The sequence below is a fragment of the Massilia brevitalea genome (genome assembly GCF_030711405.1).
GTDB classification, from domain to species: Bacteria; Pseudomonadota; Gammaproteobacteria; order Burkholderiales; family Burkholderiaceae_D; genus Telluria; species Telluria brevitalea.
Map to the genome: position 1 here is coordinate 1 of NZ_JAULSI010000009.1, position 12,124 is coordinate 12,124.

Here is a 12,124-nt window from a genome sequence, read left to right on the forward strand (position 1 = left end):
TCAATCTTCTTCTTGCAAAACGGGTGGAGTCCATAGATACGGTCACTGGCTGCGGCATTGTTTCCTATAAAGCCGGCATTCTTGGCTTCTCATTCCCCCAAGCTCTTGCGTTTCGGATTTCCCCTATAATGGGTCGTTTCCGCCTTCGGCTCGCGCGCGTCCTGCGCCACGGCCACTCCCAAGAACAATGACAGCGATCCAGATTAACAGCGTCGAGAAAAGCTACAAGGGTTTCAAGGCCCTCAAGGGCGTTTCCCTGAACATCGAGCAAGGCGAGTTCTTCGGCCTGCTGGGCCCGAACGGCGCCGGCAAGACGACCCTGATTTCCACCATCGCCGGCCTGATCCGGCCCGACGTCGGCAGCGTGAAAATCCACGGCCACGACGTCGTCACCGACTTCCGCAACGCGCGCAAGAATCTCGGCGTGGTGCCGCAGGAACTGGTGTTCGATCCCTTCTTCACCGTGCGCGAAACCTTGCGCCTGCAGTCGGGCTACTACGGCATCAAGAACAACGATGGCTGGATCGACGAGATCATGCACAACCTCGATCTCACGAATAAAGCCGACGTCAACATGCGCGCCCTGTCCGGCGGCATGAAGCGCCGGGTGCTGGTGGCGCAAGCCCTGGTGCACAAGCCGCCCGTCATCGTGCTGGACGAACCGACCGCCGGCGTCGACGTCGAACTGCGCCAGACCCTGTGGAAATTCATTTCGCGCCTGAACCGCGAAGGCCACACCGTCGTGCTGACCACCCATTACCTGGAGGAAGCCGAAGCCATGTGCCAGCGCGTGGCCATGCTGAAACTCGGCGAAGTGGTGGCCCTCGACAGCATGCAGGGCCTGCTGCGCCGCGTGTCGGGTTCGCAACTGATCGTGCATTTGAAAGAAGACACGCTGCCGGAAGGCCTGCGTCCGCTGGTGTCGCACGACGAAAACGAGAACGGCAAGGGCAACCGCTACAGCCTGCGCATCAATGCGCCGGGCGAAGTCGAGGCCATCCTGGCGCGCCTGCGCGAAAGCGGCGCCGTGGTCGACGAGATGCAGCTCCAGCAAGCCGACCTGGAAGACATCTTCCTGCAAATCATGGGCGATGCCAAAGCCGGAAAGGGTGCACTGTGAGTTTCGTTTCCGTGGGTTTCCGTACTCTGTTCTACAAAGAAATGCTGCGTTTCTGGAAAGTGGCGACGCAAACCATCGCCGCGCCGATCCTGACCGCCATGCTGTATTTGCTGATCTTCGGCCACGTGCTCGAAGGCCGGGTCGAAGTGTACAAGGGCGTCAGCTATACCGCCTTCCTGGTGCCCGGCCTGGTGATGATGAGCGTGCTGCAGAATGCGTTCGCCAATTCGTCGTCCTCGCTGATCCAGTCCAAGATCACCGGCAACCTGGTGTTCATCCTGCTGCCGCCGCTGTCGCACTGGGAAATCCTGCTGGCCTATGTGTCCGCTTCGGTGGTGCGCGGCCTGGTGGTCGGCGCCGGCGTGTTTGCGATTACCGCCTGGTTCGCCCACCTGAGCTTTGCGGCGCCGCTGTGGATCATCGTGTTCGCCGTGCTGGGCGCGGCCATTCTCGGCACGCTGGGCGTAATCGCCGGCATCTGGGCCGATAAATTCGACCAGCTCGCCGCGTTCCAGAATTTCCTGATCATGCCCGCCACTTTCCTCGCCGGTGTGTTTTATTCGATCCACTCGCTCCCGGGCTTCTGGCAGGCAGTCTCGCATTTCAATCCATTCTTTTATATGATTGACGGGTTCCGCCACGGCTTCTTCGGCACGTCCGATATTTCGCCCTGGACCAGCCTGGCCATCGTGTCCGTGTTCTTCGCGGTATTGGCGGCAGTGGCGATCAATTTGCTCCGGCACGGCTACAAGCTGCGCAACTGAATACTTTTTTAGGAATTATCGTGTCGACCACCCCAGAACTGATCCACAGCTACATCGAAAAGGGCCTGCAGTGCACCCACCTGCAGGTCGAGGGCGATGGCCGGCACTTTTCGGCCCTGATCGTTTCGCCTGAATTCGCCGGCAAGCGCCCGATCCAGCGCCACCAGCTGGTGTACGCCGCGCTCGGCGACCGCATGCGCGAGGAAATCCACGCGCTGTCGATGAAGACCCTGACCCCAGACGAATACCAAGGCTAAGCATGGACAAGCTCCAGATTGTCGGCGGCAAGCGCCTGAACGGCGAGATCCCGGTATCCGGCGCCAAGAACGCGGCCCTGCCGATCCTGTGCGCCGGCCTGCTCACGGCAGGCGACGTCGAACTGACCAACGTGCCGCGCCTGCACGATGTGAAAACCATCCTCAAGCTGCTCGAACAGACCGGCCTGAAGGTGAATCAGGACGACGAAAACGTCACCCTGAACGGCGCCAACATCACCAGCCTGGAAGCGCCGTACGAGCTGGTGAAGACCATGCGCGCCTCGATCCTGGTGCTGGGCCCGCTGCTGGCGCGCTTCGGCGAAGCCAAGGTCTCGCTGCCGGGCGGCTGCGCCATCGGTTCGCGTCCGGTCGACCAGCACATCAAGGGCCTGCGCGCGATGGGCGCCGAGATCACCATCGAAGGCGGCTACATCTACGCGAAAGCCAAGAAGCTCAAGGGCGCGCGCATCCTGACCGACATGATCACGGTTACCGGCACCGAGAACCTGCTGATGGCCGCGACCCTGGCCGAAGGCGAGACGGTGCTGGAAAACGCCGCGCGCGAGCCGGAAGTGACGGATCTCGCCAACCTGCTGGTGGCCATGGGCGCCAAGATCGAAGGCATCGGCACCGACCGCCTGGTGATCCAGGGCGTGCCCGAACTGCATGGCGCCAGGCACGCCGTGATCTCGGACCGCATCGAAGCCGCGACCTTCCTGTGTGCAGTGGCTGCCACCGGCGGCGACATCGTGCTGACGAATACCCGCACCGACATCTTCGACGTCGCGCTCGATAAACTGCGCGAAGTCGGTTTGCAGATGGAGATCGGCGCGAATACCATCCGTGCGCGCATGGATGCGCGTCCGCAGCCGGTGTCCTTCCGCACCACCGAATACCCTGGCTTCCCGACCGACATGCAGGCCCAGTTCATGGCGGTGAACACCATCGCCGCCGGCCCGAGCCGCGTGACCGAGACCATCTTCGAGAACCGCTTCATGCACGTGCAGGAAATGAACCGCCTCGGCGCGGTCATTTCCACCGAAGGGAACACCGCCTTCATCAAGGGTGTGGACCGCCTGCTCGGCGCCGAAGTCATGGCCACCGATTTGCGCGCCTCGGCATCGCTGGTGATCGCCGGCATGGCCGCCGAAGGCACGACCCTGATCGACCGCATCTACCACCTCGACCGCGGCTACGACCGCATGGAAGTGAAGCTGTCGGCAGTCGGCGCCGACATCGTGCGCATCAAGTAATCGATCGGGTAAACAAGTTCATGAGTATCGCAACACAATCGACGGAGCCGGGCCTGATCCTGGCGCTGTCCAAGGGCCGCATTTTTGAGGACACGCTGCCGCTGCTGGAAGCGGCCGGCATCGTCGTCACCGAGAACCCGGAAACCTCGCGCAAGCTGATCCTGGCTACCAACGACCCCGGCGTGCGCGTGCTGATCGTGCGCGCCTCGGACGTGCCGACCTACGTGCAATATGGCGCGGCCGACTTCGGCGTGGCCGGCAAGGACGTGCTGCTCGAGCATGGCGGCGAAGGCCTGTACCAGCCGGTCGATTTGAACATCGCCTGCTGCCGCATGTCGGTGGCGGTGAACGCCGGCTTCGACTATGAGACCGCCGTGCGCCAGGGCGCGCGCCTGCGCGTGGCGACCAAGTTCACGCATACCGCGCGCGAGCACTTCGCCAGCAAGGGCGTGCACGTCGACCTGATCAAGCTGTATGGCTCGATGGAGCTGGCGCCGCTGGTCGGCCTGTCCGACGCCATCGTCGACGTCGTTTCGACCGGCGGCACCCTGCGTGCCAACAACCTGGTCGAAGTCGAAAAGATCATGGACATCTCCTCGCGCCTGGTGGTGAACCAGGCCGCATTGAAGCTCAAACGCGAGCGCCTGCAACCGATTATCGAAGCCTTCGACAAGGCATCCAGACTACAAGGCTGAACCATGGCAGTACAGATCCGCACCCTCGATTCCAGCGACGCGAACTTCAAGCAGCAGCTGCATACGCTGCTGGCCTTCGAGGCCGCGACCGACGATGCCATCGAGACCGCGGTGGCGGGCATCCTCGCCGACGTGAAAAAGCGCGGCGACGCCGCCGTACTGGAATACACCAACCGCTTCGACCGCGTGAACGCAACGAGCATCGGCGCCTTCGACCTGACCCAGGAAGAACTGCAAGCCGCGCTGGATGCCTTGCCGGACGCCCAGCGCGCCGCATTGCAGACTGCCGCCGAGCGGATTCGCGTGTTCCACGAACGGCAGAAGCAGGAGCTGAACGGCTTCACCTACACCGAGCCTGACGGCACCGTGCTGGGCCAGCGCGTGACGCCGCTGGACCGCGTCGGCATCTACGTCCCGGGCGGCAAGGCTGCCTATCCGTCGTCGGTGCTGATGAACGCGATTCCGGCCCAGGTGGCGGGCGTGAAGGAAATCGTCATGGTGGTGCCGACCCCTGACGGCGTCAAAAATCAGATGGTGCTGGCCGCCGCTGCGATTGCCGGCGTGACGCGCGTGATCACCATCGGTGGCGCCCAGGCTGTGGGCGCGCTGGCCTACGGCACCGAGACCATTCCGGCGGTGGACAAGATCGTCGGCCCGGGCAACGCCTATGTGGCCGCAGCCAAGCGCCGCGTGTTCGGCACCGTCGGCATCGACATGATCGCCGGTCCTTCCGAGATCCTGGTGCTGTGCGACGGCAGCACCGATCCGGACTGGGTGGCGATGGATCTGTTCTCGCAGGCCGAGCACGATGAACTGGCGCAGGCGATCCTGCTGTGCCCGGACGCGGATTACATCAAGCAGGTCGAGGCCAGCATCCACAAGCTGCTGCCGACCATGCCACGCGCCGAGACGATCACCACCTCGCTTACCGACCGCGGCGCCCTGGTGAAGGTGCGCGACATGGCGGAAGCCTGCGCGATCGCCAACGACATCGCCGCCGAGCACCTGGAAATCTCGGCCGAGGATCCGCAGCAGTGGGCCGAGCAGATCCGCCACGCCGGCGCCATGTTCCTGGGCCGCTTTTCGTCGGAATCGCTGGGCGACTACTGCTGCGGCCCGAACCACGTGCTGCCGACCTCGCGTACGGCGCGCTTCTCGTCTCCCCTGGGCGTGTACGACTTCCAGAAGCGTTCCTCGATTATCCAGGTGAGCGAAGCCGGTGCGCAAACGCTGGGCAAGGTCGCGGCCGAACTGGCCTATGGCGAAGGACTGCAGGCGCACGCGCGCAGCGCAGAGCTCCGCATCAAGCAAGAGTCATGACGGACTGGGTCAACCAGGTCTTCTGCGAGGATGCGCTGGCAGGACTGGCGCGCATCCCCGATGGTTCGGTAGACCTGATCCTGACCGACCCGCCCTACAACCTTGGCAAGGACTACGGCAACGCCTCGGACCAGCAGAGCGTCGAGGCTTACCTGGCCTGGACCGAGGAGTGGGTGAACGCGGCGCTGCCCAAGCTGAAGGCCAACGGCAGCCTGTACATCTTCCTCACCTGGCGCTTCGCTCCGGAGATATTCGTCATGCTGAAAAAGCGCATGACGATGATGAACGAGATCATCTGGGACCGCCGCGTGCCCTCGATGGGCGGCAGCGTGCGCAGCTTCTCGTCGGTGCACGACACCATCGGCTTTTTTGTCAACCGCAAGGATTACTACTTCGACCTCGACGCCGTGCGGGTGCCGTATGACGAAGCGACCAAGAAGGCGCGCACGCGCTCGATTTTTGTCGGCGCCAAGTGGTTGGAAGTCGGCTACAACCCGAAAGACCTGTGGAGCGTGTCGCGCCTGCACCGCGAGCATCCGGAGCGCGCCGACCACCCCACGCAAAAGCCGCTCGAAATCATCGAGCGCATGATCAAGGCCTCCTGTCCGCCGGGCGGCGTGGTGCTGGATCCCTTCATGGGCAGCGGCACCACGGCCATCGCCGCCAAGCGCCTGGGGCGCCAGTTCGCCGGCTTCGAGCTGAACCCGGACTACTGCGCCATCATCGAATCGCGCCTGGCCTCGCCCGACCCCGAACCCACCATCAAGCAACGCAAGAGCATCGCGCGCCGCGCACGTAGCAACAGCCGCGCCGCCGCAGTCGCCACCGCCACCGAGGAGTAAGCATGCCCATCGAGAACCTGATCGCCAACGTCATCCGCGCCGACATCCGCGCCAACAGCGCCTACGTGGTGCCCGACGCCAGCGGCTACATCAAGCTCGACGCGATGGAGAACCCGTACGCGCTGCCCGAAGACCTGCGCCAGGAACTGGCCACGCGCCTGGCCGACGCGGTGCTGAACCGCTATCCGGTGGCCTCGTACGCCACGCTCAAGAACAAGGTCAGCGCCAAGCTGGGCATCCCGGACGGCTATGGCGTCCTGCTCGGTAACGGATCGGATGAACTGATCCAGATCGTCACCACCACGGTGGCCAGCACCGACAAGCGCGCCGTCGTGCTGGCGCCGGTGCCGGCCTTCGTGATGTACTCGCGCTCGGCCCAGTTCGCCGGCGCGGACTTCGTTGGCGTGCCTTTGAAGGCCGACTTCACGCTCGACCTGCCTGCCATGCTGGCCGCGATCGACGAGCACAAGCCGGCCGTCGTGTTCCTGGCCTACCCGAACAACCCGACCGGCAATTTGTTCGCCACCGCCGACATCGAAGCCATCCTGCGCGCCCTGGGCGATACCGGCATCGCCGTGCTCGACGAAGCCTACCAGCCCTTCGCGCGTAAAACCTTCATGGACCGGCTCGGCGAATTCGACAACCTGGTCGTGATGCGCACCGTGTCCAAGCTGGGCCTGGCCGGCATCCGCCTCGGCTACATGACGGCTGCGCCTGCGCTGCTGGCCGAGTTCGAGAAGGTGCGCCCGCCCTACAACGTGAACGTGCTGACCCAGGTGGCGGCCGAGTTCGTGCTCGACCACGTGGAGGTGCTGGACGCCCAGGCCGCGTCGATCAACGCCGAGCGCGAGCGCCTGGCCGCCGAACTGGCGGCCCTGCCGGGAGTCGAAGTATTTCCATCGGCGGCGAATTTCATTTCGCTGCGGGTAGCGGATGCGGCCGCCGTCTGCGCTAAACTTCTGAGCGAGAAGGTGCTGATCAAAAATTTGAGTAAAATGCACCCATCGCTGGCCAATTGCATTCGTGTGACGGTCAGCACGCCGGAAGAAAACTCCGCATTCCTGAACGGCCTGAAGGCGGCCCTCGCCTGAGCCTAACGAGCACCTTTTCATGACCCGCACCGCAGACATCACCCGCAATACCAACGAAACGCAAATCCGCGTCTCGCTCAATCTGGACGGCACCGGCCGCCAGAAACTGAACACCGGCGTGCCTTTTCTGGACCATATGCTCGACCAGATCGCACGCCACGGCATGATCGACCTGGAAGTCGAGGCCGTGGGTGACCTGCACATCGACGCCCACCATACCGTCGAGGACACCGGCATCACGCTCGGCATGGCCATTGCAAAAGCGGTCGGCGACAAGAAGGGCATGACCCGCTATGGCCATTCCTACGTGCCGCTGGACGAAGCGCTGTCGCGCGTGGTGATCGACTTCTCGGGCCGCCCAGGCCTGGAAATGCACATCCCCTGGACGCGCGCCATGATCGGCACTTTTGATGTCGACCTGACCGGCGAATTCTTCCGCGGCTTCGTCAACCACGCCGGCGTGACCCTGCACATCGATAACCTGCGCGGTGTGAACGCCCACCACCAGTGCGAGACCGTCTTCAAGGCGTTCGGCCGCGCGCTGCGCATGGCGACCACCCTGGACGAGCGCGCCGCCGGCATCATCCCTTCGACCAAAGGCTCGCTGTAACGCCATGACGAACAAGATCGTAGTGGTCGATGGCCTCGGCAATTTGCGCTCGGTAGCGCAGGCCCTGCGCGCCGCCGCGCCCGAAGCCGACATCCTGGTGTCGAACAGCGCCACCGACATCGACGCGGCCGACCGCATCGTGCTGCCGGGGCAGGGCGCGATGCGCGACTGCATGGACAGCCTGCGCGCGTCCGGCGCCGAAGACGCGCTGCGCCGCGCCGTGGCGACGCGCCCGGTGATGGGCGTGTGCGTGGGCGAGCAGATGCTGTTCGACGAGAGCGAAGAGAATGGTGGTACGCCTGGTTTGGGTCTGTTGCCGGGCAAGGTCGTGCGCTTCCAATTGGATGGCAAGACCCAGGCCGACGGCTCGCGCTTCAAGGTCCCGCAAATGGGCTGGAACCGCGTGCAGCAAACCCGTTCCCACCCGCTGTGGGAAGGCGTTGCCGACGGCAGCTATTTCTACTTCGTGCACAGCTATTACGTGGCGCCCGACGAAGCCGATGACACCATCGGCGAAACCGACTACGGCGGCCTGTACACCTGCGCCGTCGCGCGCGACAACCTCGTCGCCACCCAGTTCCACCCCGAGAAGAGCGCAGCCGCCGGCCTGCGCCTGTACCGCAATTTCATCAATTGGAAACCGTGAGCGTCCGCGTTCACGCCATCCGCTTACTTCCTCCGTTCCTTTACTGACCACGACCATGCTGCTGATCCCCGCCATCGACCTGAAAGACGGTCACTGCGTTCGCCTGAAACAAGGCGATATGGACCTCGCCACCGTCTTCTCCGAAGACCCCGCCGAAATGGCCCTGCATTGGCTGCAAAAGGGCGCGCGCCGTCTGCACCTGGTCGATCTGAACGGCGCCTTTGCGGGCAAACCGAAGAACGAGCCGGCCATCAAGTCGATCCTGCAAGTCGTGCAGGAATTCGCCGAAGCGAATGGCATCGACGAGATTCCGGTCCAGCTGGGCGGCGGCATCCGCGACCTCGACACCATCGAGCGCTACCTGGACGACGGCATCAGCTACATCATCGTCGGCACCGCCGCCGTGAAGAACCCGGGCTTCCTGCACGATGCCTGCGGCGCCTTCCCGGGTTCGATCATCGTCGGCCTCGACGCCAAGGACGGTAAAGTGGCCACCGACGGCTGGAGCAAGATGTCCGGCCACGAAGTCATCGACCTGGCCCAGAAGTTCGAGGGCTACGGCGTCGAATCGATCATCTACACCGACATCGGCCGCGACGGCATGATGGGCGGCGTGAACATCGAAGCCACCGTGCGCCTGGCGCAAGCGGTGCGCATCCCGGTCATCGCCTCCGGCGGCCTGCATAACCTGGCCGACGTCGAAGCGCTGTGCGCGGTGCAGGACGAAGGCATCGAAGGCGTGATCTGCGGCCGTTCGATCTACGAAGGCACGCTCGACCTGGCATCGGCCCAGGCGCGCGCCGACGAACTGACCGAGGGCGAAGAAGCCTGAGGCTTCGCACAGACTTATGCTGGCAAAACGCATCATCCCCTGCCTCGACGTGACCGGCGGTCGCGTCGTCAAGGGCGTCAACTTCACCGAGCTGCGCGACGCCGGCGACCCGGTCGAAATCGCACGCCGCTATGACGGCCAGGGCGCCGACGAAATCACCTTCCTCGACATCACCGCCTCGAGCGACGGGCGCGACCTGATCCTGCCGATCATCGAAGCCGTGGCCTCGACGGTGTTCATTCCGCTCACCGTCGGTGGCGGCGTGCGCAAGGTCGAGGACGTGCGGCGCCTGCTGAATGCCGGCGCCGACAAGGTGAGCATGAACACCTCGGCCGTGCAGAACCCGCAGCTGGTGTTCGACGCCTCGCAGAAGCACGGTTCGCAGTGCATCGTGGTGGCGATCGACGCCAAGCAGACCGCGCCCGGCAAGTGGGAAGTGTTCACCCACGGCGGCCGGAATGCCACCGGCATGGACGCGGTGGCGTGGGCGATGGAGTTGCAGAAACTGGGCGCCGGCGAACTGCTGCTGACCAGCATGGACCGCGACGGCACCAAGTCCGGCTTCGACCTCGGCCTGACGCGCGCGGTGTCGGATGCAGTCGGCATTCCGGTGATTGCCTCGGGCGGGGTCGGTGGCCTGAAGGACCTGGCCGACGGCGTGCTCGAAGGGCATGCCGATGCGGTGCTGGCGGCCTCGATCTTCCACTATGGCCAGCACACGGTCGGCGAAGCCAAGCGCTACATGGCCGAACGTGGCATTCCGATGCGGCTGGAGTGAACATGGCGCCGACGACTAACAATGCTGCCTCTAATGCGAAGTGGCTGAAAAAAGTGCGCTGGGACGAAAACGGCCTGGTGCCGGTAATCGCCCAGGAAGCCGCCACGGGCGACATCCTGATGTTCGCCTGGATGAACCGCGACGCCCTGGCGCGCACGGTGGAGCTGGGCGAAGCCGTGTACTGGAGCCGCTCGCGCAAGAAGCTGTGGCACAAGGGCGAAGAGTCCGGCCACACGCAGAAGGTGCTGGAAATGCGCCTCGACTGCGACGAAGACGTCATCCTCTTGAGAATCGAGCAGGCCGGCGGCATCGCCTGCCATACCGGCCGCCATTCCTGCTTCTTCCAGAAGTTCGACGGAGAAGACTGGCAGGCCGTGGAGCCGGTGCTGCAGGATCCGGAAACGATTTACACGAATACGAAGAAGACCCCATGAGCGAGATCCTGGCCCGCGTGGCCGCGACCATCGAAGGCCGCAAGCCTGAAAACGGCGGCGACCCGACAACGTCGTATGCCGCCAAACTGTTCGCCAAGGGCGACGACGCCATCCTGAAAAAGATCGGCGAAGAAGCCACCGAGACCGTGATGGCGGCGAAAGACGCGCGCGTCTCGGGCGACACCTCGAAAGTGGTGTACGAAGTGGCCGACCTGTGGTTCCATTCGATGCTGCTGCTGGCCAAGTTCGATCTGTCGCCGCAACAGGTGCTGGACGAGCTGGCGCGGCGCGAAGGCGTGTCCGGCCTGGAAGAAAAAGCGGCGCGCAAGGACGCATAGAAAACAGTTTGCGCGCGCGCCGTCATGGCGCCGTCATCGTTTGCCCTTACTATCCTGAAGATTGACGAGTCTGAAGTCCTGCCAAGGCCGGCACTTCGCCTCTTACCGGAGACAACATGGACAACTGCATTTTCTGCAAGATCGTCGCCAAGCAGATTCCGGCGAACGTGGTGTACGAAGACGACGATGTGCTTGCCTTTAAGGACATCAACCCGGCCGCGCCGGTGCATCTGCTGGTGATCCCGAAGGTGCACGTGGCGACCCTGTCCGACGTGACCGACGAGCACACCGCGGTGCTGGGCAAGATGCTGGCGCTGGCGCCGAAGTTGGCGGCGGAGCAGGGCGTGGGCGTGACCACCGACGCGCAGGGCCAGCGCAGCGGCGGCTTCAAGACCCTGATCAACAGCGGTCCGAACGGTGGGCAGGAGGTGTATCACCTGCATTTGCACATGTATGGCGGCGAGCGGCCGTGGCGGGGTTTGGGTACGTGATTGCGGCCTGCGACCGAAACAATGGCGGCCTGCGACCGAAACAATGGCGGCCTGCGACCGAAACCGTAGGGTGGGGTGTTTGAGGCCCCCAGCCTCAAACACCCCACCCGAAGGGNATTGCGGCCTGCGACCGAAACAATGGCGGCCTGCGACCGAAACAATGGCGGCCTGCGACCGAAACCGTAGGGTGGGGTGTTTGAGGCCCCCAGCCTCAAACACCCCACCGTACGGTCGCCACCTGGGCCATGGCAAGGTTCGCAACGAGGCACGCTGTAGTAATGACTCTTGACAAGTTTCTTTTGGCCGGGTCAAGTCGGGCCGCATGGCTTATACTGGCACGGTACGCTTTACTGCACTAATTTCGGGCGCATGCGCCCACGAAGGAGATAAACATGGGTTCGATGAGCATTTGGCACTGGGTAATCGTGCTGGTCGTGGTGGTGCTGCTGTTCGGTACCAAGAAACTGGGCAATGTCGGTTCCGACATCGGCAAGGCCGTCAAGGGCTTCAAGGACGGCGTAAAGGGCGAGGAAGAAAAGTCGGGCGCGAACCCGGCCAATCCCGCCAGCGCGGTCAACCCTGCCCAGCAGGTAGCGGACAAGTCGACGATCGACGTCGAAACCCGCGAAAAGCACCGTTCGTAATCCGGTCGC

The 12,124-nt window shown here is 63.8% G+C and carries 17 protein-coding genes; all 17 read left to right on the top strand.

What is annotated here, in order from left to right; all coding sequences use genetic code 11:
- The coding region (locus QWL29_RS07220; protein ID WP_305822213.1) for a hypothetical protein at nucleotides 1-191 on the top strand (191 nt) is incomplete at its 5' end.
- Complete coding sequence (locus tag QWL29_RS07225; RefSeq protein WP_305822214.1) at nucleotides 188-1,120, top strand: ABC transporter ATP-binding protein; 933 nt, start codon at nucleotides 188-190, stop codon at nucleotides 1,118-1,120. The genes QWL29_RS07220 and QWL29_RS07225, both read left to right, overlap by 4 nt.
- Entirely contained in the window at nucleotides 1,117-1,884 is a 768-nt protein-coding gene (locus tag QWL29_RS07230; protein WP_305822215.1) for an ABC transporter permease, read from the top strand. The genes QWL29_RS07225 and QWL29_RS07230 overlap by 4 nt, the downstream gene beginning before the upstream one ends.
- Before the next feature lie 20 nt (nucleotides 1,885-1,904).
- On the top strand, nucleotides 1,905-2,141 hold the full coding sequence (locus tag QWL29_RS07235; protein ID WP_229436430.1) for a BolA family protein: 237 nt from the start codon (nucleotides 1,905-1,907) through the stop codon (nucleotides 2,139-2,141).
- Between the two features lie 2 nt (nucleotides 2,142-2,143).
- Nucleotides 2,144-3,394 (top strand): UDP-N-acetylglucosamine 1-carboxyvinyltransferase, encoded by a 1,251-nt coding sequence (gene murA / locus QWL29_RS07240; RefSeq protein ID WP_305822216.1) that lies wholly within the window; start codon nucleotides 2,144-2,146, stop codon nucleotides 3,392-3,394.
- 20 nt (nucleotides 3,395-3,414) lie between these two features.
- Nucleotides 3,415-4,089 (top strand): ATP phosphoribosyltransferase, encoded by a 675-nt coding sequence (gene hisG / locus QWL29_RS07245; protein ID WP_305822217.1) that lies wholly within the window; start codon nucleotides 3,415-3,417, stop codon nucleotides 4,087-4,089.
- Between the two features lie 3 nt (nucleotides 4,090-4,092).
- Nucleotides 4,093-5,409: a histidinol dehydrogenase gene (hisD, locus tag QWL29_RS07250; protein WP_305822218.1), complete on the top strand. Its 1,317-nt coding sequence runs from the start codon at nucleotides 4,093-4,095 to the stop codon at nucleotides 5,407-5,409.
- Complete coding sequence (locus tag QWL29_RS07255) at nucleotides 5,406-6,251, top strand: DNA-methyltransferase (protein ID WP_305822219.1); 846 nt, start codon at nucleotides 5,406-5,408, stop codon at nucleotides 6,249-6,251. The genes hisD and QWL29_RS07255 overlap by 4 nt, the downstream gene beginning before the upstream one ends.
- A 2-nt stretch (nucleotides 6,252-6,253) precedes the next feature.
- On the top strand, nucleotides 6,254-7,342 hold the full coding sequence (hisC, locus tag QWL29_RS07260) for a histidinol-phosphate transaminase (RefSeq protein WP_305822220.1): 1,089 nt from the start codon (nucleotides 6,254-6,256) through the stop codon (nucleotides 7,340-7,342).
- Between the two features lie 19 nt (nucleotides 7,343-7,361).
- Nucleotides 7,362-7,952 (top strand): imidazoleglycerol-phosphate dehydratase HisB, encoded by a 591-nt coding sequence (hisB, locus tag QWL29_RS07265; protein ID WP_305822221.1) that lies wholly within the window; start codon nucleotides 7,362-7,364, stop codon nucleotides 7,950-7,952.
- 4 nt (nucleotides 7,953-7,956) lie between these two features.
- Nucleotides 7,957-8,598 (top strand): imidazole glycerol phosphate synthase subunit HisH, encoded by a 642-nt coding sequence (gene hisH / locus QWL29_RS07270; protein WP_305822222.1) that lies wholly within the window; start codon nucleotides 7,957-7,959, stop codon nucleotides 8,596-8,598.
- A gap of 55 nt (nucleotides 8,599-8,653) precedes the next feature.
- Nucleotides 8,654-9,430, top strand: coding sequence for a 1-(5-phosphoribosyl)-5-[(5-phosphoribosylamino)methylideneamino]imidazole-4-carboxamide isomerase (gene hisA, locus QWL29_RS07275; protein WP_305822223.1), 777 nt, complete (start codon nucleotides 8,654-8,656; stop codon nucleotides 9,428-9,430).
- 16 nt (nucleotides 9,431-9,446) lie between these two features.
- Entirely contained in the window at nucleotides 9,447-10,208 is a 762-nt protein-coding gene (hisF, locus tag QWL29_RS07280) for an imidazole glycerol phosphate synthase subunit HisF (protein ID WP_305822224.1), read from the top strand.
- A 2-nt stretch (nucleotides 10,209-10,210) separates the two neighbouring features.
- A complete protein-coding gene (gene hisI, locus QWL29_RS07285) occupies nucleotides 10,211-10,642 on the top strand; it encodes a phosphoribosyl-AMP cyclohydrolase (RefSeq protein WP_305822225.1) in 432 nt (143 codons plus the stop codon).
- Nucleotides 10,639-10,980 carry a phosphoribosyl-ATP diphosphatase gene (locus tag QWL29_RS07290; RefSeq protein ID WP_305822226.1) on the top strand — a complete coding sequence of 114 codons (342 nt, stop codon included), beginning with the start codon at nucleotides 10,639-10,641 and terminating at the stop codon, nucleotides 10,978-10,980. The genes hisI and QWL29_RS07290 overlap by 4 nt, the downstream gene beginning before the upstream one ends.
- Nucleotides 10,981-11,096: 116 nt before the next feature.
- Nucleotides 11,097-11,471, top strand: coding sequence for a histidine triad nucleotide-binding protein (locus QWL29_RS07295; RefSeq protein WP_305822227.1), 375 nt, complete (start codon nucleotides 11,097-11,099; stop codon nucleotides 11,469-11,471).
- 392 nt (nucleotides 11,472-11,863) lie between these two features.
- Complete coding sequence (tatA, locus tag QWL29_RS07300; protein ID WP_305822228.1) at nucleotides 11,864-12,115, top strand: Sec-independent protein translocase subunit TatA; 252 nt, start codon at nucleotides 11,864-11,866, stop codon at nucleotides 12,113-12,115.
- Nucleotides 12,116-12,124 lie beyond the last annotated feature (9 nt).